Consider the following 24,568-nt stretch of genomic DNA (forward strand, 5'->3'; position numbering starts at 1 on the left):
TCATTGTATCGGCTTTATAAAATGTTGAAGACAGTATTCGGGATATTCATTTTTCTGTTTGTCTTTGCCGTGCCGGCAGAGGCGCAGAAGCGCAAGACCACTACCAGAAAGAGGCCGGCTGTGACTACGGCCCGCAAGCGGACGGCTACGGCAAGGAGCGCGGCGGCCAAGCCAGCGTCGATAAAGGGCTTGCAGAGCGAGCGCGACAGGATAAAGAAGCAGATAAGGCAGCACGAGCAACGGTTGCGCATCAACGAGCGCGACGTGAGAAAACGGTTGCAGAGCCTGATGATGCTCAATACCGAGATAGCCGACAAGCGCAAGAGCATCGATACGATAAAGCGTGTGATCAGCGAGCTTGACTTCAATATAATACAGCATGAGGACCGTCTTGACGAGTTGAATGCGCAGCTCGACGACAAGAAGCAGAAGTATGTCAAGTCCATGCGTTACATGCACCGCAACCGCTCGCTGCAAAATAAGCTGATGTTTGTTTTCAGCGCGAAGAATTTTACCCAGATGTACCGCCGCCTGCGTTTCATGCGAGAATATGCCACATATCAGCGGGTGCAAGGCGAGATGGTAAAGGCCAAGGAACAGGAGGTGAGGCGTGAGCATGCCGACCTGGTGGCTGCCAAGCAGCAGAAAGATGCCATGCTCGACCGTGACGAGCGTGAGCGGCGTGCCTTGGAAACCAAGCAGAGCGAGCAGCAGACCGTTGTATCCACGTTGCAGAAGCAGCAGAAAGAGATACAGAAGATAATCGAGACGCAGCGCAAAAAGGATGCTGCCCTCAATGCACAGATAGATCGCCTCATAGCCATCGAGGTGGAGAAGGCCCGTGCCCGTGCCGCCGCCGAGGCCAAGCGCAAGGCCGAGGCCGAGGCAAAGCGTAAGCGTGAGGCGGAGCTTGCCCGCAAGAAAGCGGAAGCCGAGGCCGCAGCCCGTGAGAACGCGCGCCGCATAGCCGAGGCGAAAGAGCGCGAGGAGAGACTGAAGGCCGAGGCGCAGGCGGCCTCGCGCAAGAGTGCCGCCGAGAAAGCGGCGGCCGACAGGGCCGCGCGCGAAGCCGAGAAAGAACGTGAGGATGCCGAGCGCAAGGCCGCGCGCGATGCCCGTGAGCATGCCAAGGAAGTGGCCGAGGCCAAAAAATCGGCCGACATGGTGTATAAGTTGGATTCCGAAGACCGCAGGATCAGTGGCAGTTTTGAGAGCAACAAGGGGCGTCTGCCAATGCCGATAGCCGGTCCTTACCGCATAGTGAGCCACTTCGGTCAGTATAACGTGGAGGGGCTTAAAGGCGTGCGGCTCGACAACAAGGGTATGAACATACAGGGGCATGCCGGTGCGCAGGTGCGGAGCATATTCGACGGCGAGGTTAGTGCCGTGTTCAGTTTCGGCGGAACCACCGGTGTCATGGTGCGTCACGGAAGTTATATATCGGTATATTGCAATCTGGCCTCGGTAAGTGTGCACCGCGGCCAGAAAGTGTCTGCCCGACAGGCTATCGGCACCGTGGGGCAAGACCGCATACTGCAATTCCAGTTGCGCCGCGAGACAGCGAAGCTAAACCCGGAGGTCTGGCTCGGAAGATAAAATCTTTTTCATTTTAGATAGCAGGGTTTGGGACATCGGTTGGGCTTATTCGATGTTCCAAATCCTGTTTTTATATCAGCATCAGGTATGTCTCTATCGCTTGGGCGATCTCGCTTATGCAGATGAATTCGTCGGCAGAGTGGGAGCGGCACGACTCGCCCGGTCCCAGTTTCAGCGAGGGGAAGGGCATCAACGCCTGGTCAGACAATGTCGGAGAACCGAACGGACGCATCCCCATGTCCGTCATCCGTCTCACGAGCGGATGGCAGGCATCTATCCCCGATGAGTTCAGACGGAAAGAGCGTGCCTTCACATCGCTGTGCAGGTGACTGCGTATGATGTCGAACACCTCGCGGTTGTCGTACAGTTCGTTTGTGCGCACGTCTATCACGAAGCGGCACTCGTCGGGCACCACATTGTGCTGTGTGCCGGCGGTGATCATCGTCACGCTCATTTTTACGGCTCCGAGCAGCCTGCTCACCCGCTCGAACCGGTAGTCGCGCAGCCACATCAGGTCGTCGAGCGCCTCGTTTATGGCGTTTATTCCCTCGTCGCGTGCGGCGTGTCCCGAGCGGCCGTGCGCCGTTCCGTCTATCACCATCAGTCCTTTTTCGGCTATAGCTGGCTGCATGCCGGTAGGCTCGCCCACCATGGCTATGTCTATTTCTGGCAGCAACGGCAGCACACGCACTATGCCCTCGCTGCCGGATACCTCCTCCTCGGCCGATGCCACGTATACGATGTTGTATTCACGCTTTCGCCTCAGGCCGGCTCTGTATGCCTGTAAGAGCGCGGTCAATCCGCCTCCGCAGTCGTTGCTGCCCAGTCCGTACAGCCTGTCGCCGTCAATCTCAGGCGCAAAAGGGTCTCTTGTCCATGTGGCTACTGGTTTCACCGTGTCTATGTGGGCGTTGAGCAGCATCGTAGGTTTGCTTTCGTCGTAGTCGTCGCATACGGCAAACACGTTGTTCGCCTCCCTGCGCGGAGCCAGTCCGCGGCTCGTCATGTAGTCCTCTATTATGTCAGCCGCCCGGCTCTCGTCCCGGCTTACCGACGGAGTGGCTATCAGCTTTTTGAGCAGTTCCACCGCTTCGTAAACATAGTTGTCATGTGTCATAGTGGTAGCAAAGATACGAAAAAAAACACTTTATGTAGATATAAATACGGGAAAATATAGTGTCGGAAGTATTGGAATGTTGTTGCGCAAAGTAAATAAAAAGTCAAGTATTTAACACTTCGCTTTTCGTCGAAATAGAATACGAATACGATACCGATTGCTATACGATAGGCGATATGCCGCTTAAAACAATGCCGGCGAAAAGCGTGTTTTTCCGCAACGGGATGCCCGTTGGACTGCGATTGGTTGCTTGTTGCGTTGCGTTTAGCGTCCCGTTGGCTTCCGTTTGGCATCTAAACGCGAGCCAACGGGACGCTAAACGGAAAAAAACGGGAGTGATTTCAGGCGGTTTGATGTGGGTGATGCGGGTGGCGGCTGTAAGGCTCTGTATGCCAGCGACTTGCGAAGGTGTCAAAATACGGTGGTATTTCGAGTCACGGGATTTTAATTTCAAAACAATCGGAAATTTAAACATGTTTTGTAAATATTATTGACGGCCGGGCGGCCGTTGCCCAGTACGGTCGCATCGTCCGGTGAGGCTGCCGGCATTACCGTGCCGCAGCCGTGTGTCAGCCGTCAAAAAAAACGTCATTTGTTTTGTGTTGTGATATATTTGGAGTATTTTTGCATTAAAATAAAAAACGACATATTATGCATGCATTCAGTCATCTTTCCGTGATGGTTCACGAACAGGCAAAGAAATACGGAAGCCGTGAGGTCATGATGTACAAGGACTTCGGCGGCACGGAGTGGAAGTCGTGTTCGTGGAGCGAGTTTTCCGACACGGTAAAGACAGTGTCAAACGCCCTTCTCAATCTCGGAGTCAAGCCTCAGGAGAATATCGGTATATTCTCTCAGAACTGTGTGCAATATCTCATGTGCGATTATGGCGCGTGGGGAGTGCGGGTGGTGACGATACCTTTCTACGCCACGAGCAGTGAGCAGCAGATACAGTTCATGATAAACGACGCCCGGGTGAGGATACTCTTCGTGGGCGAGCAGGAGCAGTATGACAAGGCACGGCGGGTGTTCTCCCACTGCCCGTCGATGGAGCGCATAATTGTTTTCGACGGTCAGGTGCGCATTGCCGAGCATGATGCCAACGCCATGTATTTCTCAGACTTCCTTAAACTCGGCGGGGGGCATCCGCGCCAAAGCGAGGTGGACAATATGTATGCCCAGGCCTGCGACGAGGATATTGCCAACATACTGTATACAAGCGGGACCACGGGCGACAGTAAGGGTGTCATCCTGACCCACGGCCAGTATAATCATGCGCTCACGGCCAATCATCACTGCGTGCCGCTGACGGAGAACGACCGGGTGCTCAACTTTCTGCCATTTGCCCATATATTCGAGAAGGCATGGGCTGTGCTCTGTCTCTGCGAGGGAGCGTCGCTGATAGTGAACACCTATCCTCAGGAGGTGCAGAAGTCAATGCGCGAGACGCATCCTACGAGCATGTGCGCCGTGCCCCGTTTCTGGGAGAAGGTGTACTCGGGAGTGCTCGAAAAGATAGAGAAGTCGAACCCCGTGCAGCGCAAGGTTTTCAAGAACGCGCTGGCTGTAGGCCGCAAGCATAACATCGAGTATCTGAGCCGCGGCAAGCGGCCTCCGGTGGCGCTGCATTTCGAATACGAGATGATAAACAAGACGATATTCAGCCTTGTGCGCAAGGAACTGGGGCTTACACACCCCAATATCTTCCCGACGGCCGGAGCGGCGATAGCCCCCAAGGTTGAGGAGTTCGTGCATTCCATCGGTCTGAACATGCTTGCGGGATACGGTCTTACGGAGAGTATGGCCACGGTGAGCTGCAACCACTTGGGAAAGCCCTATTCGATAGGGTCGGTAGGCTATCCGATAGACAGTATAAAGGTGAAGATCAGCGAGGAGGGCGAAGTGTTGCTCAAAGGGCCTACCATCACTCCCGGCTACTACAACCGCGAGGACCAGACGAAAGCGTCGTTCGACGAGGAAGGGTATTTCCGCACCGGCGACTCGGGATACATGAAAGGCGGGGAGCTGTTCTTGAAGGAGCGTATAAAAGACCTTTTCAAGACATCAAACGGAAAATACATCGCTCCGCAGATGATCGAGACCACGCTGCTTGTAGACAAGTATATAGACCAGATAGCGGTCATAGCCGACATGCGCCAGTTTGTTTCGGCGCTGATAATCCCCGAGTATTCGCTGCTCGAAGAGTATGCCCGTGAGCACGGCATCGCTTTCGGCAGCCGTGAGGACCTTTGTGCCGATGAGCGTATACGAAAGATGATGATGGAGCGCATAGACACGCTGCAACAGCAGCTCACGCACTACGAGCAGGTGAAGCGGTTCACGCTGTTGCCCAATCACTTCACGATGGAGCGGGGCGAACTGACGAACACGTTGAAGCTCAAGCGTCGTGTCGTTGCCGAGAACTACAAGAAAGAAATAGACAGGATGTACGAGTAAACAGGTGGTTTGCTTATAACAGTCCATAACACATATATTGGAAAATGATAACTTCTGATCAACTGAAAGATATTATCGAGCGTGCCGACGCCTTGCGCCGCTATCTCGACATAGACAGGAAAAAGATAGAATTTGAGGAGGAAGACCTGCGCACGCAGGCGCCCGACTTCTGGGAAGACCCTAAGCGTGCCGAGGAGCAGATGAAGAAAGTGAAGGGCATAAAACGGTGGATAGACGGATACGCCGAGGTGCGCACTTGTGCCGATGAGTTGCAGCTCGCTTTCGATTTCTACAAGGAAGAGATGGTCACCGAGGAGGAAGTGGACGACAACTACGCCAAGGCCGTGGCGGCGATAGAGAGTCTCGAGCTGAAAAACATGCTCCGCCAGAAAGAAGATCCGATGGACGTGGTGCTGAAGATAAACAGCGGTGCCGGCGGCACCGAGAGCCAGGACTGGGCGTCGATGCTGATGCGCATGTATCAGCGCTGGGCCGAGGCTCACGGCCATAAGGTGACGATAAGTAACCTTCAAGACGGCGACGAGGCCGGAATAAAGAGTGTGACCATGCAGGTTGAGGGTGGAGAGTATGCCTACGGATACTTGAAAAGCGAGAACGGAGTGCACCGCCTCGTGCGGGTATCGCCTTTCAACGCACAAGGCAAGCGGATGACGAGTTTCGCGAGTGTGTTCGTTTCGCCGCTTGTCGACGACACGATAGAGGTATATGTGGATCCGGCCAAGGTGAGCTGGGACCTCTTTCGAAGCGGCGGTGCCGGAGGTCAGAACGTCAACAAGGTGGAGACCGGCGTGCGCCTGCGCTACCAGTATGTGGATCCCGACACGGGAGAAGAGGAGGAGATACTCATCGAGAACACTGAAAGCCGCAAGCAGCTCGAAAACCGTAACAACGCCATGCGGCTGCTCAAATCGCAGCTCTATGACCGGGCTATGAAGAAACGTCTCGAGGCACAGGCCAAAATCGAGGCAGGAAAGAAAAAGATAGAGTGGGGAAGCCAGATACGAAGCTACGTGTTTGACGACCGGCGGGTGAAAGACCACCGCACCAATTATCAGACAACGGATGTGGACGGCGTGATGGACGGTGATCTCGACGGGTTTATCAAGGCTTATCTGATGGAGTTCCCGGTAAACGATGAGCAGTGATTCGGCCGGTGAAAAGTCGTCTGACGCCATTGCGGCAGGCTGTAAGTCCGCACATTATTTGCAGTGACCAGTCAAAGGGTGCGGTGCCATCGGGATGTGTACAGGCGGCAAACGGCATGCAATGAATAAAAATCCGATAACAAAATAAAAACCGAAAGAACTATGAGTAACAAGAACAATGCACGCCGTGCGGCATACAGGGCACGGCAGGAGAAAGAAGGGCGGAAAGTCATAATATGGATAGCGGTGGTGCTCATGTTGCTGGCCGTGTGCAGTTTTGTGGCATTCTCGGCAATTTGACGGCCGCAAATCATGAGTGGTCTTGAAATAGAGCGCAAGTTTCTTGTGCGCGGTGATGCCTACAAACGTCAGGCGTCGGGAAGCAGCCGTATAAAACAGGGGTATATATGCAGCGGCCGCGGGCGCACGGTAAGAGTGCGTATCCGTGACGGCCGCGGCTATCTTACCATCAAAGGGCCGTCTGACGGGCATGGCATGACACGCTATGAGTTTGAGAAGGAGATCACGGCCGGTGAGGCGGAAGAACTTTTCAAACTGTGTGAGCCGGGGGTGATAGACAAGACCCGCTATCTCGTCAGTGCAGGCCGGCATACATTTGAGGTGGATGAGTTTTATGGAGAGAACACGGGACTCGTTATGGCCGAGGTAGAGCTTGGCTCGGAAGACGAGGAGTTCGACAAACCGGAATTCATCGGTGATGAGGTGACGGGCGACCGGCGGTTTTACAACTCAAGCCTCCGCTCGTATCCGTTCAGTCTTTGGGGCGCTTCTTTGCCGCAAGAATACCGAACAGGGCCGCAAGAGTGATGCCAACGGTGTTTGCCGCAAGGTCGAGCCAGTCGCCGCTGCGCCTTCCGTCTGTGCAGTGCTCCTGCAACAGCTCGATGGCTCCGCTCATTATGACCGGGGCCAGCCACGCCATGAGAAACAGTCGGCCGGCATTCAGGGAAGGATGCCGCCGCAGGTATTCGAGCCATATAACGCCGCATGTTCCGCCGTACATTATTATATGTACCCACTTGTCTATGAACTCCACATTGTCGAGTTCTGTTTTTGGCGGAGTGAAGAACGATAAATACCAGATTACCAATATCAGCAATACCGAAAACGGATATTTTCTTATTAATTGATATAAATATTGCATATAAAGTTATTATCAGGATACAAAAGTAAGATTTTTTCCGTATTTTTGCAACTCACAAGTAATCTAATTTTTTATATTCCAATATTTGTAAACTAAGAGAATTGCTATATGGCACAGTTGGAAAGAGCTAAATTCGGCAGCAAGCTGGGCATCATTCTTGCTACGGCGGGTTCGGCGGTCGGTCTCGGAAATGTATGGCGCTTCCCTTATATGGCGGGCGAGAACGGTGGAGCGGTGTTTATAATCATGTATCTGGGATGCGTGTTGCTGCTCGGAATACCGTGCATGGTGAGCGAGTTTATCATCGGACGGCATGGACAGTCGAACACCGCCCGTGCCTACGGCAAGCTTGCCGGTAAGTCCCTATGGCGGTTTGTGGGATATATGGGTGTGCTGACGGGTTTTCTGATAACCGGCTATTATGCGGTCGTCTCCGGCTGGTGCCTTCAATATATCTATGCTTCCTTGCTCGGCCGTCTGCAAGGCGACACCCAGTATATAAAAGACTACTTTGTGGCTTTCGAGCAGGATCCGGTCAAACCGATATTCTGGATGGTGATGTTTCTCTTTGTCACCCATTTCGTAATATCCCATGGGGTGCGCGACGGAATAGAGAGGGCATCGAAGGCGCTGATGCCCACGCTGTTCATCCTCCTGCTGTTCATCGTCGGAGCTTCATGTACGCTGCCGGGAGCGGAGGCTGGTATCGCGTTTCTTTTCAAGCCCGACCTGGCCAAGCTGAATGCGGATGTCTTTTTCAGTGCTCTCGGTCAGGCGTTTTATTCTCTCAGCATAGCCATGGGTTGTGTATGCACGTATGCGTCTTATTTCAGCAGGCACACCGATTTGCCGCGTTCCGCCATACAGATAGGGATTATAGACAGTATGGTTGCCATTCTCGCCGGCCTTATGATATTTCCCGCTGCGTTTTCCGTTGGGGTAAATCCTGATTCCGGCCCGTCGCTGATATTCATCACGCTGCCCAATGTCTTCCATCAGGCTTTTGCGGCGATGCCTGCCGTCGGTTATGTGGTGTCGTTGCTGTTTTATGGCCTTCTGGCGCTTGCGGCCCTCACGTCGCTTATCTCCTTGCATGAGGTAAGCACGGCGTTTTTCCACGAGGAGTTTCACATCTCACGAAGGCAGGCCGCTCTTTTCGTCACGATGGCATGCTCGGTGATAGGCGTTTTCTGCTCGCTATCGCTCGGACGGTTCGACGGTTTGCAGTTGTTCGGCATGCCGTTGTTCGAACTCTTCGATTTCGTCACAGGCCAGATATTCCTTCCGGTCGGCGGTTTCCTCACCTGCCTGTTTGTCGGTTGGTTTGTACCTCACAAGATAGTACGCGACGAATACACCAACAACGGTACATTGCGTACCCGTTTCTTCCACCTCTATCTGTTCTGCGTGAAGTATGTATGCCCCGTGTGCATAGTCATAATATTCCTCAATCAGTTCGGACTTATATAGTTGCGGGTGGATGACGGATATAGTCGCTTGTTCCTGACAAATGAAAATGCGGTTGAAGCCATATTATAATAAGTCAGACCGTAAGTCGCTGTTGGGGCTTATTGTCGTTGCGGCGGTCGGATTGGCTGTTGTGGTTTTCATGGGAAATGACAATCGTTTGTCGTCCGGTTTGCGGGAAACGGCGGTTTCATCGGATGATAGCGGAAGCAGTGTAAAAAGTGTATCCGATGCCGGCAGTGGTGAGGCGGGGTTTGTAAAAAGTGTACCCGGCATCGAAAACGGGCGGTTTCATCGGCAAAATGATAGTTGTTACCGGCAGGATGGAGAGTATTATGCCGTTGAATGTCGGAAAACCGAACTATTTTTCTTCGATCCCAATACCGCCGACAGCACCGCTCTGTTGCGTCTCGGACTACAACCGTGGCAGGTTCGCAATATATATAAGTACAGAGCGAAAGGCGGAATATATCGCAAGGCATCGGATTTCGCCCGTCTTTACGGTCTGACGGTGGCCCAATATAAAGCTCTAAAACCTTATATCCGCATTTCTCCCGACTATAATCCCGCTTCCACGCTTGTCGAAGCGGAGCGATACGTGCGTGACACCGTGAGATATCCGGTTAAGATCGGCGAGTCGGAACGTATCGTATTGAACAGCTCCGACACATCGCAGTTGAAACGGGTGCCGGGTATCGGAAGCGGCTTTGCCCGTGCGATAGTGGATTACCGTGAGCGGCTCGGAGGATATCTAAGCATTGACCAGCTCGATGAAATCGACGGTTTCCCGTCCGAATCGAAGCGTTTCTTCATTATCGGCAGTCAGGATGTGGCAAAACTGAATGTCAACAAAAGCACGCTTACCCGTTTAAAGCGTCATCCTTATATTGGATATTTCCGTGCGAAAGCCATTGTCGACTACCGACGTTTGCACGGAACGCTGTCGAGTATCGATGATTTGAGCCTTCATCGCGACTTTACCGAGGATGCGATAAAACGCCTTAAACCTTATATAGAGTATTGAACGATGAGCATACTGCAACCATTCTCCCGTCCGTTCTATGTGATGGCGAAGCCGACCGGCTCTCGGTGCAACCTTTCATGCAGCTATTGTTATTATCTCGAAAAGAAGAAAATGTACGATGAAACGGCCGATTTTTGCATGTCGGACGACCTTCTCGACCTTTTCACCAGGCAGTATATAGAGGCTCAGGCCATGCCGGAGGTGCTTTTCACGTGGCATGGCGGTGAGCCGTTGCTGCGGCCGTTGTCTTTCTATGAGAAAGCGTTGGAGATGCAACGGCGCTATGCCGGCGGCCGCCGGACAGACAATTGCATCCAGACCAACGGCACGTTGCTCAACGATGAGTGGTGCCGCTTTTTCAGGGACAACGGTTTTCTCGTGGGAATATCGATCGATGGTCCACGGCGTTTTCATGAACCGATGCGCGGCGCGTCGTTCGACAGGGTGCTGCGAGGCATCGATCTGCTTGAAAAACACGGTGTGGAGTGGAACGCGATGGCCGTGGTCAACAGTCAGAACGCCGATTGTCCGGTAGAGTTCTATCGCTTTTTCAAGAGCATCGGGTGCCGTTTCTTGCAGTTTACGCCTGTCGTTGAGCGTATGGACTGCACCCATTCTTTGATGCCCGGCACGGTGGAAGGCGGCATGATGACAAGCGCTTCCGTATCGGCGGGGCAGTGGGGACGTTTTCTCTGCGGGCTTTTTGACGAGTGGCTGCGTGCCGATGTGGGTGAGATCTTTGTTCAATTGTTCGATGCTACGCTTGCAAACTGGGCGGGGGTACCGCCCGGAATATGCTCGTTGGCACCGGTGTGCGGCCATTCCGCCGCCTTGGAGCATAACGGCGATCTTTATAGTTGCGACCATTTCGTGTTTCCCGATTATAAGCTCGGCAACATACGTCGCGATACCATTACCTCGATGATGTACGGACAGAGGCAGATTGCTTTCGGCAACGCCAAGCGGCTGTCGCTTCCCCGGCAGTGCCGTGAGTGCGGTTTCCTTTTCGCCTGCAATGGCGAGTGTCCTAAAAACCGATTTGTCCGCGACCGTTACGGCAATCCCGGACTGAACTATTTATGCTCGGGATATCACCGCTTTTTCTCCCATGCCGCTCCTTACATGGACTATATGAAAGCCGAACTTGACGGAGGCCGTGCTCCGGCAAATGTCATGTCTGTGGCCGGCAAGCTATGAGTAGCGTCGGCTTGCGTCTGTTCATATTGCCGTGATACTAACTTCAGTGTCCGTGCCTTTGGTTCTTTACCGCCAAATGCTTACCTTTGCATATCGTAACGGGGATTTTCAGATATGCGAACGGAGCGTGAAGCATTCGTGGTGTCGCATGTTTCCGTATGCTCCCGACAAGACATCAGGTCATGATTTACGCAGATATAATATTGCCGTTGCCTCTCGACGGGCTTTTCACTTACTCCGTGCCGGAAGGACTTGCGGCGCAGGTGCGTTTCGGCGTGCGTGTGGCTGTGCCGTTCGGAAAGACCAAGATACACGTCGGTGTCGTGGTCCGAGTGCATGGCGACGCTCCGCAGGGCTATAAGGTGAAGCCCATCATGCGGGCGCTCGATGCAGAGCCGGTGGTGACGGAAGGGCAATACGGCCTCTGGCGTTGGATATCCGATTACTATATGTCGCCTGTCGGAGAGGTTTACAAAGCCGCTTTGCCGTCGGGCTTGAAGGCTGAAGACGGTTATAAGCCCCGAAAAGAAATCTATGTGCGCCTCACTTCCCGGTTCAGCACCGCCCGTGCGCTGCATGCCGCATTCGATATGCTTCGCCGTGCCGACAAGCAGCGCCGTGCGTTGACCGAATATGTATCGCTCGCTTACGGCGAGGATGCCGCCGGAGATACGCTGCCTGCCGTGCCGGCCGAAATCACCCGTGAGGAGCTTATGAACTCGGCGCATACGGACGTCTCGGCAGTCACGGCTCTGGTGAAGCGCGGTGTGCTTGAGACATACGAGCGAGAGGTGGGGCGCCTCAACAGCGGCGGCATCCCGCATCCAGAGAGAATAAAGCCCCTGAGCGGCCCGCAGCGGGATGCTTACGACAATATAGTGCTTTCTTTTCTTCAGAAAGACGTGACCTTGCTGCACGGAGTGACGTCGAGCGGCAAGACAGAGATATACATACACCTCATACAACAGCAGATAGACAGTGGCCGGCAGGTGCTTTATCTGTTGCCCGAGATAGCCTTGACGGTGCAGATTATGGAGCGTCTGCGCAGTGTTTTCGGCAGTCGTCTCGGCATATACCACTCCAAATACTCCGATGCCGAGCGGGTGGAGATATGGAAAAAACAGTTGTCGGCGGCTCCATACGATATAATTCTCGGAGCCCGTTCGGCCGTCTTGCTGCCTTTCAGCCGTCTCGGTCTGGTGATAGTGGACGAGGAGCACGAGAGCAGCTACAAGCAGCAGGACCCAGCTCCACGCTATCATGCCCGCAGCACGGCCATCATGCTTGCCCACGCCATGGGGGCGAAAACTCTGCTGGGCACCGCCACTCCCTGCATGGAGACATACCATAACGCCACGGTCACCGGCAAGTATGGCTATGTGTCGCTCACCGAGAGATACAAGGGGGTGGAGCTTCCCGAGATACAGGTGGTCGACGTGAAAGACCTGCGCCACCGGAAAATGATGAGAGGCCCTTTCTCTCCGTTGCTTTTGACGAGAATACGGGAGGCTATAGAGCGGGGAGAGCAGGCCATATTGTTCCAGAACCGCCGCGGGTTCGCGCCGATGATAGAGTGCAGGCAATGCGGGTGGGTGCCCCGTTGCGAGCACTGTGACGTGAGTCTGACGTTTCACCGCAACATGAACACCCTCACCTGTCATTACTGCGGGTTTACGTACACCGTGCCTCACGAGTGTCCGGCATGCGGAAACACAGAGTTGAAAAGCCGTGGAGCGGGCACAGAGAAGATTGAGGATACAATCCGTGAGATTTTTCCCGAGGCACGTGTTGCGCGCATGGACCTCGACACCACCCGCACACGTAACGCTTACGGCAGGATAATAAGTGATTTTTCGGCCGGCAAGACCAATATTCTTGTAGGCACGCAGATGATAAGCAAAGGTCTTGATTTCGGTCGGGTCAGTGTCGTCGGCATACTCGACGCCGACTCGATGATGAACTATCCCGATTTCCGCGCCTACGAGCAGGCATATATGATGATGGCGCAGGTGGCCGGGCGGGCCGGCCGTCGCGGGCGCCGCGGGCTTGTGATCCTGCAAACCAAGAGTCCCGACGTGCCGTTGATAGGTCAGGTGGTGAACAACGATTACGCCTCTCTATATGCCGACCTGAAGTCGGAGCGCACGGCATTCCGCTATCCGCCGTTTCGCAATCTTATATACATATACCTGAAACACCGCAACGATGATACGGTGAACACTGCCTCAATAGAACTCGGAAGCCTGCTGCGCTCGTGGTTTGCCGACCGTGTGCTTGGTCCCGACAAACCGGCGGTGGCGAAGGTGAAGACGCTGAACATAAGGAAAATAGTGCTCAAACTCGAACCCGGCATAGACCGCCGTGAGGTGCGCCGCTATCTTCTGATGGCGCAAGAACGCCTCACCACGGACAAGCGTTATGCCTCGTTGCAGATATATTTCGATGTGGATCCGGGGTGAGGAGTGTACTTTCGAGGAGTGATGAGTGTGTAGCGGGGGTGGGATTACCAACATAAAGTATATATGCAAAGGAACAGAAGATAGTCTCACTCCCCGCTACACACTCATCACTCCTCGAAATCCCGCTTACACTCCTCGAAAACACATTCTTTTCTACACGAATATCCCTATATTTAAAAGCGGAAAGGGCACCCACCGGGTGCCCTTTCCGCTTTTAAATATAGGAAGAATGATTATAATTTAATGTCCACTCCGAGACCAATCACACGGTTTGTGCGTGTAAATGAGTTTGTAGTCATGGCCGGTGCCGTGCCTGTCGACATGTCGTAGTCGTCGTAGAGAGTCTGGAACCATGCGGCGTTCAATTTCACTTTCTCATTTACGTTGAAGCCTATGCCGAGTCCGTATGAGTATGAGCTTACGTTGAAACTGATGTCGTTCATGCCTGCGTCTTTCATGTCGTATGCCGTGCGCTGCATTCCAGCGCTCACCTGCACACGCTTGCAGATGTCGTATTCCGCTCCGAAGAGATACTCGTTGCTGTCGCCGAGCATGTCTTTGGTGTATTGTTTTGTGTCTGCGTCGAAGTAGTGATGCCATCCGGCCATTACCCTGAACTTCGGCGTGAACTCATATTGCGCGCCCACGGCGAGCAGCGCCGGTGTGTCTTCGGCCACTGTGTTGCCGTCGGCATATTTGTCGAGCAGAGCTATTCCCTTTGCGCTTGCGCTGTTTGCCGACTTGTTTTCGAGGCGCATGCGGGTCTTGAACTCATATTTCGCCGCAAGGTTCAGCTTGCCGGCTTTGTAGTCGATGCCGATAATCGGAGCCACGCCCCAGCCTGTCTGGTCACAGTTCAGTTCGATGTCTTGCGTGGCCGCGGCGAGGGCACCCGTCTGTGCGGCAGCCTGTTTCAGTCCTGCTGCTGCCTGTGTGTTGCCGGTTCCCTCCATCATGCCGGCGTATTGCAGCAGTCGCGATGTGAGGTCACCGAAGTGCTCTGTCGCCGATACCATGCCCGACGTTCCGTTGTCGATATGCTCAATGCCTATGTTCTTTACGTATCCGTAGTAGTTTGCCGAGCCGTAGAGCATGCGCACGCCTCCGTATACCGACAGGTTGTCCGTCACCTTGTATGCCGCTCCGAGCGTGAAACCGTAGTAATATTGGCGTCCGCGCATGTAGGAGTCATACTGATAGCCGTTTCCCATGCTGTGGCCGGCCATGTCGGGGATACCCAGTGCGCCCAAAGCCTGATACATCCCGTTCACCGCATTCTTATATGTTGTCACTCCGGCAACCACCTGCTCGAAAGAGCCGAGACCGTTGTCGAACTCACATTTTCCGCCGCCGCCGGTGATTGCGAAACCGAACTGGAAGCTCCACTTGCCTTTGTTGTATGCCGCTTGCAGCGAAGGTATTATGGGGGCATCTGCCTTTCCTTCAAATTCATGCACCATGCTGCCCGGATTTTTCATGTTATATGCGAAGAGCGGGAAGCCTGTCTTTATTTTTCTCGTCTGGTGGGCATTCTGCAAGTTGAGCGACAGATGGATGCCCTCACCGAGGAATACCACACCCGCCGGGTTGCTGTATACTCCGTCAATGCCTATTGCCGCGTCGCGTGCCGGATTTCTCAGGAATGCCACGTTTTGGTTGGTGTTTGTCAGCAGTCCGCCTGCCATTACGGTCTCTGTCACCGCCATCAGTGTGGCGATAAAAGCGATTTTTAACGTTTTCATTACAAATATACTTTAAAATTGGTTGCAAAGGTAAATATATTGTTCTTTATTTCCTTAAAATAGGTGTTTAATTAAATTTAATTAACTATTATACGATTTCCGATTAACAATCGGATAATAACGTTTAGAGACGTAAAACTGTATTTAATCGCAGTCTTGATTTTTTTGCTTTCCCACTTTCTTTATTCTTTGAAATGTAATGATAAAGTCACGGATTTAACGTTTCGTTTTTCATCGAAATAGAAAACGAAGGCGATACTCACCGCTATATGCAATGCGATATGCCGCTTTTCGCCATAGACGAAAAGCGGTGTTTTTCCGCAACGGGGTGCCCGTTGGAGTGCGTTTGGTTGCTAATCGCGTTGCGTTCAGCGTCCCGTTGGCTTGCGTTCAGCGTCTAAATGGAAGGCAACGGGACGCTGAATGGAAAAAATAGTGAGGGTAGGTGGGGTGAGTTTGGTAGGGGGGATGTGGGCGTGGTAGGCGTATTGAGTTGATGCACAGGCACTTGCGAAAAACGACTCATAATTCGCTTATTTCCGGCCTTTGGCTTTTAATTTTGAAACAGGCGAAATATGAGAGGCAATCTGTAAATATTGTTGATGGACGGCGTTTTTTCGACAGGTTCGGTCGTTTTGCCATCCGTGATGCTATGTGCCCATGCAAAACTCTAAAAAATCACCGCTCATCCGGTGTTTGTCGTTTTTTTTATTTATCTTCGCACCTTATAAGCACATATTTTAATATACTTATGAGTAATTTCAGACTTAGATACGACTTGACATTGCGCAGCATCTTTATGCGTGTGGCTATTGTCGTGGGCGCCGTGGTGCTGACTGTTTGGGCGATGCCCGGCGACAGTGCGGCCAACTTCTATGCGGAGCAGGGGCGGCCGTGGAGATACGGTGATCTCACCGCTCCGTTTGATTTCCCGATATACAAGTCGAAGGAAACGGTGAAGCACGAGCGTGACAGTCTGATGCGGCAGTATGAGCCTTATTATAATTTGGACAAGGAGGCAGAAGGCCGGCAGGTGCGTAAGTTCGTATCCGACTACTCCGACGGCATACCCGGCCTGACGGACGATTTCATCAGTATCATAGCCAACCGCCTGCACAATATTTACCGTCGCGGGATAATCAGCTCGTCGGCATACGCCAATCTCGGCGATGACACACTCAGGGTGATAAGGGTGGTGAACGGAAAGAATGCGGTAGCCGTGAGGCTGAGGGACGTATACTCCGAGAAGACGGCATACGAGCAGCTCTTCCTCGACAAGACGTTGTCGTCCCATAAGCAGGCGTTGCAGCGTTGCAACCTCAACTCGTATATCGTGCCCAACCTGGTGTATGACAAGGAGCGCAGCGACGCCAGTCTGGCAGATATGCTCAACACCATTCCGCTGGCCAGCGGAATGGTACAGAAAGGTCAGAAAATAATCGGTCGGGGTGATATAGTGAGTGAAGACGTATACCGTATACTCGAATCTTTCAAGCTCGAAACCGAGAAACGGAACCGCAACACGGTGCAGATGAGGCTCACAATGATGGGTGAGACCATATACGCCGCTCTCTTCCTTGTGTGCTTCACTATATATCTCACGCTTTTCCGCAAAGACTATTTCGAGAAGCCGAGGAGCATAGCGATGCTCTACTCGCTGATATTGGTGTTCGTCTTGCTCACGTCGGTTTTGGTGCGCAATAACATAGGGCATGTCTACATACTGCCATACGCCATGGTGGCGGTGTTCGTCCGTGTGTTCATGGACTCCCGCACGGCCTTCATCACCCACTTCACGATGGTCATGATATGCGCCTGCATGCTGCAATACCAGTTTGAGTTCGTGGTGGTGCAGTCTCTGGCGGGGCTTGCCGCCATCTACTCGCTGCGTCAGTTGGAGTATCGCTCGCAACTGTTCAAGACGGCCCTGCTGGTCGGTGTGGTGTGCATGGCCGTCAACGCCGCTTTCGATCTCATACGGGCATCCGCGCTGAGCGACTTCGACGCGAGTACGTATAATTATATAATAGTGAACAGCATCATGCTGCTCTTCGCTTATCCGCTGCTCTATCTCATTGAGAAGACATTCGGTTTCACGTCAGACATCACGCTGATAGAGCTGTCCAACACAAACAACGCGCTGCTGCGGAAATTGAGCGAGGTGGCTCCCGGCACTTTCCAGCACTCTATAATGGTGGGAAACCTGGCCGCCGCCGTGGCAAACAAGATCGGGGCCAAGAGCCAGCTCGTGCGTACCGGCGCGCTGTATCATGACATAGGAAAGATGTCCAACCCGATATACTTCACGGAAAACCAGTCGGGAGTGAACCCGCACAACAACATGTCGTGCATAGAGAGCGCGCAGGTCATCATCAGCCATGTGACGGAGGGACTGAAAATGGCCGAGAAAGCCAACCTTCCGGCAGTGATAAAGGAGTTTATCAGCACCCATCACGGACTCGGAAAGGCCAAGTATTTCTACATGAAATACAAGAATGAGAACCCGGGCACCGACGTGGACGAACTGCTGTTCACTTATATCGGCCCCAACCCGTTCACCAAGGAGCAGGCCATACTGATGATGGCGGACACCGTCGAGGCCGCGTCGCGCTCGTTGCCCGACTATACCGAGAAGTCGATACGCGACCTTGTGAACCGCCTTGTGGACGGACAGCTGGCCGACGGCTATTTCCGTGAGTGCCCGATAACGTTCAGAGACATAGCATATGCCAAGACGGTGATGATAGACAAGTTGAAGACCATGTACCACACGAGGGTAAGCTATCCGCCGGCCAAGTAGTAGGCGACGTGTCGGCGTGGCACTTTCGGGAAGCCCAAAAACAGCCGTCGGCGGTGAAAAAAAGGTAAAAAGGGATATAAATGAAAAAAAAAGTGTAATTTTGCAAAAAATATCTACTTGTCTTTAAGTATATTAACAAATGGCAGAAAGAAAAGTAAGGGTGCGTTTCGCACCGAGTCCTACCGGGGCATTGCATATCGGCGGCGTACGCACCGCGCTGTATAATTACCTCTTCGCCAGAAAGCACGGCGGCGAATTTATTTTCAGAATAGAAGATACCGACTCCAACCGCTTCGTTCCCGGAGCCGAGGTGTATATCATAGAGTCGTTCCGTTGGCTCGGCATCAATTTTGACGAGGGTGTGTCTTTCGGAGGCAGCCACGGCCCGTATCGCCAGAGCGAGCGGCGCGGCATATATAAGGAGTATGTGAGGCAACTGCTTGACGGGGGCAAGGCATACATAGCTTTCGACACCCCCGAGGAACTGGAAGCCAAGCGTAAGGAGACAGATAATTTCCAGTATGACGCCCATACCCGCATGCAGATGCGCAACTCGCTGACCATGACGAAAGAAGAGGTGGACAGGCTGATAGCCGACGGGCATCAGTATGTAGTACGCTTCCTAATCGAACCGGGCAAGGCCGTACACGTGGACGACCTCATCAGGGGCGATGTGAGGATAATGAGCGACATTCTCGACGATAAGGTGCTTTACAAAAGCGCGGACGAATTGCCTACGTATCATCTGGCAAACATCGTGGACGACCATCTGATGGAGGTCACGCATGTCATACGCGGAGAGGAGTGGCTGCCCAGCGCGCCGCTCCATGTGCTGCTCTACGAGGCTTTCGGATGGACAGATACCATGCCGCGTTTCGCCCATTTGCCGCTCCTGCTCAAACCGGAAGGCAAGGGTAAGCTCAGCAAGCGCGACGGCGACAGGCTCGGGTTTCCGGTCTTTCCGCTTGAATGGCACGACCCGAAGACGGGCGATGTGTCTGCGGGCTTCCGTGAAAGCGGCTATTTCCCCGAGGCGGTTATCAACTTCCTCGCTTTCCTCGGATGGAATCCCGGCACCGAACGGGAGATATACAGTCTCGAAGAGCTCGTGTCGCTGTTCGACATATCCAAGTGCGGCAAGGCCGGAGCACGCTTCGATTATCAGAAAGGAATGTGGTTCAACCACGAATATATACTGCGCAAGAGTGCCGGCGAGATAGCCGAGGCATTTGCGCCGATAGTTCGTGAGCACGGTATTGACGAGCCGATCGAGCGTATTACTGCCGTCGTCGCCATGATGAAAGACCGTGTCAGCTTCGTCAGCGAGCTGTGGCCGCTGTGCTCTTTCTTTTTCGTAGCTCCTACGGAGTATGACGAGAAAACACGCAAGAAGCGCTGGAAGGAAGACTCCGCGGCCGTGATGACCGAGCTTGCGGATGTGCTCTCCGGACTGGACGACTTCTCGGTGGAGAACCAGGAGAGTGTGGTCGAACGGTGGATAGAAAGCAAGGAGTATAAGCTCGGCAACATAATGAATGCCTGGCGGCTCACCCTCGTGGGAGAGGGCAAGGGTCCCGGAATGTTCGACATATCGGCTTTCCTCGGTAAGGATGAGACGATAGCCCGGATGAAACGTGCAATCGAAGTGCTTGGCTGATGTATAATATAGCGATATACTTGTATCTTCTGGGAGTGGCGATAGCCGCTTTGTTCGACAAGAAGGTGCGTACGATGTGGCGCGGAGAGCGTGCCGCTTTCGACAAGTTGCGCCGTGAGGTCGACCCCGAGGCAAGTTATGTGTGGTTTCATGCCGCCTCTCTCGGCGAGTTCGAGCAGGGACGGCCGCTCATGGAGCGGTTGCGCAAGCTGCATCCGGAGTATAAGATACTGCTTACGTTCTTCTCTCCATCAGGATATGAAGTGCGGAAAGACTACGACGGGGCGGATATCATCTGCTATCTGCCGCTTGACACGCCTTTCAATGCCCGCCGTTTTCTGCGTCTTGTGCGTCCGGTGAAGGTGTTTTTCATAAAGTATGAGTTCTGGTACAACTATCTTCACATCCTCAAACACCGCGGAGTGCCGGTATACAGCGTATCGAGCGTGTTCCGCCCGGATCAGATTTTCTTCCGTTGGTATGCCCGTGAGTATGCGAAGGTGTTGAGGTGCTTCACCCGTTTCTATGTACAGAACGATGTCAGCCGTGAGCTTTTGGCCAAGATAGGCATCACCGATGTCACTGTTACGGGCGATACTCGTTTCGACAGGGTGCTGAGCATCCGTGAGCAGGCCAAGGACCTGCCTGTCGTAGAGGCGTTCAAGGGCGACGGCAAGGTGTTTGTCGCCGGTTCGAGTTGGGCTCCCGACGAGGATATTTTCATACCGTTCTTCAACAGTCACAAGGATTGGAAGCTGGTCATAGCGCCACATGTGGTTGCGGAAGAGCACTTACGGCAGATTGCCGATAAGTTGGATGGCCGTGTGGTGCGTTATACTCAGGTCACGCCCGATGAGGCACGGCGCGCCGATTGCCTTATAATAGACTGCTACGGACTGCTGTCGAGCATATACCGCTATGGCGATGTGGCATACGTTGGCGGCGGGTTCGGCGTAGGAATACACAATGTCCTTGAAGCGGCGGTATGGAACATACCTGTGGTCTTCGGTCCGAACAACGGACGTTTCATAGAGGCTCAGGGGTTGAAAGCTGCCAACGGCGGCTTTGAAATATCCTCGAAAGACGATTTTGACCGTATAATGACACGCATGATGACAGACGGCAAGGCACTGGCCTGTGCGGGCAAGGCTGCCGGCGACTATGTGGCCTCATGCACCGGGGCTACGGAAAAGATACTGGACGCTATCTGAGTCAAGAATATCGGGTTATGACCCGTTTGTTTGCTAATTGTATATGACGATATAACGGGTTGCCTGTGGTAAGGCAACCCGTTTTCTTTCCGGAACATTCACTATGCTGTTGTGTAAAGCAATATTGGTTGTATCATTTTACGTTATAAGTTTCTCACTTTACGATACAAGCAAGTATTGCTTTGCAATATGCTCTTTTTCACTCAATGACATAAGCCGCGTCACTTAGCGGCGGAATCCCCGTCACAATCATAATCACAATCCATCTCGTTCAGATACCACTTCGAATACTCTATGTAATGGGCTGAGAAACTTTCTGCCTGGTCGGGTCTTGTGGTCTTGATATACTTTGCCGGAACGCCGCCCCATATCTCGTGAGCCCCGATTTTCGTGCCTTGCAGCACGAGCGCGCCTGCCGCAACCACCGCTCCTTCTCCTATCTCGCAGTGATCGAGAAGCGTGGCTCCCATCCCTACGAGCGCTCCGTCGTGGATCGTACATGCGTGTACGGTGGCATTATGCCCGATGGATACGCGGTTGCCGATATGCGTCGGGCCAGTGGTGTTGGTCACATGTATGCACGCTCCGTCCTGGACATTGACTCCGTTGCCCATCGTTATCGGAGCCACATCGCCTCTGACCACGGCGTTAAACCATACGGAACACTCGTCGCCCATTGTCACTTCGCCCACGATAGTGGCGTTCTCGCTGAAATAACAGTCTTTTCCCCACTTCGGAGTGAGGCCTTTTATTGATTTTATCAGTGCCATATATTTGGTGTATTATAATTTTAAGCTCTCCGCGTCACGGTTCCGGTTTCGATATGTTGGGGTTGCCGCGCATGCTGAACTCGCATCCGCAGTACTGTTGATTATAAAAGTCATACTCTTTGATTATAGCCGCGCGTCGTTCGCTCAGTCCGCCCTTGCGCCAGTTCTGCTCCCAGAATGTCACGTCGGGATATGCTGCCGTGGCCTCGCGTCCGGCCTCGTTGATCTGTTCGAGGCTCTTCCACCGGCTCGATGCCAGTGTCGTGGTTATCACGCCCAGCCCATGCTCATGGGCATATCTTGCCGTATCGAGCAGGCGTGCTTTGAAGCACAGCAGGCAACGACCTCCCCTTTCCGGCTCGTTTTCCATTCCGCCTATCTCTCTTAGCCATGCCGCATGGTCATAGTCGGCATCCACTATTTCGAGACCCAGCGCCTGTGAATATCGTGTGCATTCGTCTTTTCTGGCGATATACTCCTCAATAGGATATATGTTGGGATTGCAATAGTATATCACGGGGGTGATTCCGTGCTGCATCATACATTCTATTATCGCCGACGAGCATGGCGCGCAACATGTGTGCAGCAACACCCTGTTGGCTCCTCCAGGCACTTCTATGTTGAATTTCTTTTTCATTGGTGTTGTGTCTTACCCTGCAAAGTTACGTCTTTTTATGCCGATAAATCATTATTTTTTGTGCTTTTAGCGTTTTGAGGTCGTCTTTTGAATGTTTTTGTGTTATCTTTGCAGAATACAGGTTGCCCGTCTGCACAGGCTGGCGGGCATAGCGATTGAATTGAATCGGGTTTTCCTCGCATTCGGTTTACTTTCTTTTTGATGGGATAACAACATGCTCACGGATTATTTTTTACGGTTATTGATAGTAGATTGATATTAAGTTGAACATAAAACGAATTTAACCATGCTTGAAAAAGGATTAACTCACACGAGCCGTATCATTGTTGCCAACTGTGATACAGCTGTCGCTTTGGGCTCAGGCGACCTGCCTGTGCTTGCCACTCCACGTATGGCTATATTGTTGGAGAATGCTGCAATGGTCGCCGTGGCGACCGAATTGCCCGACGGCAGCACTACTGTCGGCGGCCATATCGATGTGTCTCATCTTAAACCGACACCGATCGGAGCCGTTATCGAAGGCACGGCCACTCTTGAAAAGATAGACGGCCGGAAGCTGTACTTTAATGTAAAAGCCGTTCAGGAAGACGGAACAGTGATAGGAGAGGGCACCCACCTGCGCTTCATCGTAGACAGGGAAAAGTTTATGGAGAGGTTGTGACCGGTGCTTTTTTTATTTCCCAATAACCGAAATCGGGGCGCTTCAAACAGAAGCGCCCCGATTTCGGTTATTATTTGACTTACAGATTCGGGTTGATCTTGCTCCACTCGCTGATAGCCGGAACGATGTTCAATGTAACCAGCTCGTCGCGCATCTTGCAGAGGTGCTCATAGCTTGCGTCGAGTTTGGCGTTCTCCTCGTCTGTTCCCTGCGGCACGTTGTAGTGGCAACCGTCTGCGTCGATGGTCGTGTCCATCGCCATCATGATGTTATTGTACTTGCCTGTGTTCACGTATGTTCCTGCGGGGAAGCGGAAAGCCTCGCCACCCATTGCCGAGCGAATCATCTCGACAGACAGGTAAGAAGGACTCTGGAACGAAGAGCGGCCGCGCAGCTTGATGATTGCGGCTCCGCCCTGTGTCACGTCTTTCTTCATCTGCTCCCATTCCTCGGCTGTGAACTCGTCAGTGCCGATGATGTCTGTCAGGTTGCGGCCTGCCACTTTCACATGGCTGCCGAACACCGCCATCTGCTCGCCGTGTCCGCCGTATGTCGCGCAGCCGGTGATTTCGGTCTGCATCACTCCGAACTTCTTTGCCAGGGCACTTTGCAAGCGTGTGGTGTCGAGCGCTGCGAGAGTTGTCACCTGACCCGGTTTCAATCCTGAGTAAAGCAGTGTCACCAGACCGGTCAGGTCGGCGGGGTTGAATATGATTACCACGTGCTTCACGTCGGGGCAGTATGCCTTGATGTTCTTGCCCAGTTCCTCCGCAATCTTGCAGTTGCCGGCCAGCAGATCCTCGCGTGTCATTCCCTCTTTGCGGGGAGCGCCGCCCGAAGATATGATGTATTTGGCGTTTGTCAGAGCCTCTTTGACATCTGTGGTGGCCGTGATTTTCACGTCACCGAAACCGCACTGGCGCATTTCCTCGGCCACGCCTTCGGGTGAGAACACGTCGTAGAGACAGATTTCACTTGTCAGACCCATCATCAGGGCTGTCTGAACCATGTTTGAGCCAATCATGCCGGCAGCGCCGACGATTGTCAGTTTTTCGTTAGTTAAAAATGCCATAATCTCTTGTTGTATTTTAATTATTCAATGTTTCGCTTGTGCGTAAAAGCACCGCAAAGTTAGCAAAAAAATGCTAATAGCGTTAATCTGCGGCTCATTTAAAATTGTTATTAATCTATAAACGGTGTCTTTTGCCGGTTTCCGGCATAGTCTTTCAATTGTTATTGCTATCTGAGGTTTGCATAAAGTGAATGGGAAGCCGTTGGCCCGCAAGGTGTAAATGGATATGTATGATTACTTGCCGCTCAGAGTCAATATGATATCCGTTATTCAAATTCCTTGCGTTTTTCTACAGGCTTCCCTGTTTGTATTTTTAATTCCTTTTTTCAATGATATTGTTTTCTTTTGTCAAATATGCCTTTTTGTTTTG

At 52.8% G+C, this 24,568-nt stretch carries 19 protein-coding genes; 13 read left to right on the plus strand and 6 right to left on the minus strand.

Annotation, left to right across the window (positions count from 1 at the left end; genetic code table 11):
* Positions 1-21: 21 nt before the first annotated feature.
* Positions 22-1,596, plus strand: a complete 1,575-nt coding sequence (locus tag HPS53_RS08970; protein ID WP_172205762.1) for a murein hydrolase activator EnvC — start codon at positions 22-24, stop codon at positions 1,594-1,596.
* Positions 1,597-1,666: 70 nt separating this feature from the next.
* Here the strand turns inward: HPS53_RS08970 and HPS53_RS08975 are convergent, their stop codons facing one another.
* Complete coding sequence (locus HPS53_RS08975; RefSeq protein ID WP_172205763.1) at positions 1,667-2,713, minus strand: M20 family metallo-hydrolase; 1,047 nt, start codon at positions 2,711-2,713, stop codon at positions 1,667-1,669.
* 651 nt (positions 2,714-3,364) lie between these two features.
* Here HPS53_RS08975 and HPS53_RS08980 point away from each other — a divergent pair.
* The 4 genes from HPS53_RS08980 to HPS53_RS08995 all read left to right on the plus strand — a co-directional run bounded on the left by HPS53_RS08980 (position 3,365) and on the right by HPS53_RS08995 (position 7,164).
* Entirely contained in the window at positions 3,365-5,170 is a 1,806-nt protein-coding gene (locus tag HPS53_RS08980) for a long-chain fatty acid--CoA ligase (protein ID WP_104370061.1), read from the plus strand.
* Between the two features lie 44 nt (positions 5,171-5,214).
* A complete protein-coding gene (prfB, locus tag HPS53_RS08985; protein WP_172205765.1) occupies positions 5,215-6,336 on the plus strand; it encodes a peptide chain release factor 2 in 1,122 nt (373 codons plus the stop codon).
* 162 nt (positions 6,337-6,498) lie between these two features.
* Positions 6,499-6,636 carry a hypothetical protein gene (locus HPS53_RS08990; RefSeq protein WP_172205767.1) on the plus strand — a complete coding sequence of 46 codons (138 nt, stop codon included), beginning with the start codon at positions 6,499-6,501 and terminating at the stop codon, positions 6,634-6,636.
* Positions 6,637-6,648: 12 nt separating this feature from the next.
* Entirely contained in the window at positions 6,649-7,164 is a 516-nt protein-coding gene (locus HPS53_RS08995) for a CYTH domain-containing protein (RefSeq protein WP_172205769.1), read from the plus strand.
* On the opposite strand, the gene HPS53_RS09000 is transcribed toward HPS53_RS08995, so the two are convergent.
* On the minus strand, positions 7,109-7,501 hold the full coding sequence (locus tag HPS53_RS09000) for a VanZ family protein (RefSeq protein ID WP_172205771.1): 393 nt from the start codon (positions 7,499-7,501) through the stop codon (positions 7,109-7,111). The two genes, HPS53_RS08995 and HPS53_RS09000, sit on opposite strands and share 56 nt — an antisense overlap.
* 108 nt (positions 7,502-7,609) lie before the next feature.
* On the opposite strand from HPS53_RS09000, the gene HPS53_RS09005 reads away from it, so the two are divergent.
* From HPS53_RS09005 to priA, 4 genes are all read left to right on the plus strand, one after another.
* Positions 7,610-8,971: a sodium-dependent transporter gene (locus HPS53_RS09005; protein WP_104370057.1), complete on the plus strand. Its 1,362-nt coding sequence runs from the start codon at positions 7,610-7,612 to the stop codon at positions 8,969-8,971.
* A gap of 40 nt (positions 8,972-9,011) precedes the next feature.
* On the plus strand, positions 9,012-9,992 hold the full coding sequence (locus HPS53_RS09010; protein WP_371741824.1) for a helix-hairpin-helix domain-containing protein: 981 nt from the start codon (positions 9,012-9,014) through the stop codon (positions 9,990-9,992).
* Between the two features lie 3 nt (positions 9,993-9,995).
* The gene (locus HPS53_RS09015) at positions 9,996-11,189 is read left to right on the plus strand and encodes an anaerobic sulfatase-maturation protein (RefSeq protein WP_172205775.1); all 1,194 of its coding nucleotides are present in this window, start codon (positions 9,996-9,998) and stop codon (positions 11,187-11,189) included.
* A 182-nt stretch (positions 11,190-11,371) separates the two neighbouring features.
* Positions 11,372-13,648: a primosomal protein N' gene (gene priA / locus HPS53_RS09020; RefSeq protein WP_172205777.1), complete on the plus strand. Its 2,277-nt coding sequence runs from the start codon at positions 11,372-11,374 to the stop codon at positions 13,646-13,648.
* Between the two features lie 233 nt (positions 13,649-13,881).
* Here priA and HPS53_RS09025 read toward each other — a convergent pair whose 3' ends face one another.
* Positions 13,882-15,390 (minus strand): OmpP1/FadL family transporter, encoded by a 1,509-nt coding sequence (locus HPS53_RS09025; RefSeq protein WP_172205779.1) that lies wholly within the window; start codon positions 15,388-15,390, stop codon positions 13,882-13,884.
* Positions 15,391-16,141: 751 nt separating this feature from the next.
* Here HPS53_RS09025 and HPS53_RS09030 point away from each other — a divergent pair.
* The 3 genes from HPS53_RS09030 to HPS53_RS09040 all read left to right on the plus strand — a co-directional run bounded on the left by HPS53_RS09030 (position 16,142) and on the right by HPS53_RS09040 (position 21,058).
* Positions 16,142-18,190 (plus strand): HD family phosphohydrolase, encoded by a 2,049-nt coding sequence (locus HPS53_RS09030; RefSeq protein ID WP_104370090.1) that lies wholly within the window; start codon positions 16,142-16,144, stop codon positions 18,188-18,190.
* 139 nt (positions 18,191-18,329) lie between these two features.
* The gene (gltX, locus tag HPS53_RS09035) at positions 18,330-19,847 is read left to right on the plus strand and encodes a glutamate--tRNA ligase (protein WP_172205781.1); all 1,518 of its coding nucleotides are present in this window, start codon (positions 18,330-18,332) and stop codon (positions 19,845-19,847) included.
* Positions 19,847-21,058 carry a 3-deoxy-D-manno-octulosonic acid transferase gene (locus tag HPS53_RS09040; protein ID WP_172205783.1) on the plus strand — a complete coding sequence of 404 codons (1,212 nt, stop codon included), beginning with the start codon at positions 19,847-19,849 and terminating at the stop codon, positions 21,056-21,058. The genes gltX and HPS53_RS09040 overlap by 1 nt, the downstream gene beginning before the upstream one ends.
* A gap of 221 nt (positions 21,059-21,279) precedes the next feature.
* Here the strand turns inward: HPS53_RS09040 and HPS53_RS09045 are convergent, their stop codons facing one another.
* Both HPS53_RS09045 and HPS53_RS09050 read right to left on the minus strand, forming a co-directional pair.
* Positions 21,280-21,828 carry a gamma carbonic anhydrase family protein gene (locus tag HPS53_RS09045; RefSeq protein WP_104370051.1) on the minus strand — a complete coding sequence of 183 codons (549 nt, stop codon included), beginning with the start codon at positions 21,826-21,828 and terminating at the stop codon, positions 21,280-21,282.
* Between the two features lie 34 nt (positions 21,829-21,862).
* Positions 21,863-22,465, minus strand: a complete 603-nt coding sequence (locus HPS53_RS09050; RefSeq protein ID WP_172205785.1) for an epoxyqueuosine reductase QueH — start codon at positions 22,463-22,465, stop codon at positions 21,863-21,865.
* Between the two features lie 286 nt (positions 22,466-22,751).
* Here HPS53_RS09050 and HPS53_RS09055 point away from each other — a divergent pair, with 286 nt between their 5' ends.
* The gene (locus HPS53_RS09055) at positions 22,752-23,126 is read left to right on the plus strand and encodes a thioesterase family protein (protein ID WP_104370049.1); all 375 of its coding nucleotides are present in this window, start codon (positions 22,752-22,754) and stop codon (positions 23,124-23,126) included.
* A 79-nt stretch (positions 23,127-23,205) separates the two neighbouring features.
* Here the strand turns inward: HPS53_RS09055 and HPS53_RS09060 are convergent, their stop codons facing one another.
* Positions 23,206-24,198 (minus strand): malate dehydrogenase, encoded by a 993-nt coding sequence (locus HPS53_RS09060; protein ID WP_104370048.1) that lies wholly within the window; start codon positions 24,196-24,198, stop codon positions 23,206-23,208.
* Positions 24,199-24,568 lie beyond the last annotated feature (370 nt).

The sequence above is a fragment of the Prevotella sp. PTAC genome, assembly GCF_013166535.1.
GTDB lineage: Bacteria > Bacteroidota > Bacteroidia > Bacteroidales > Bacteroidaceae > Prevotella.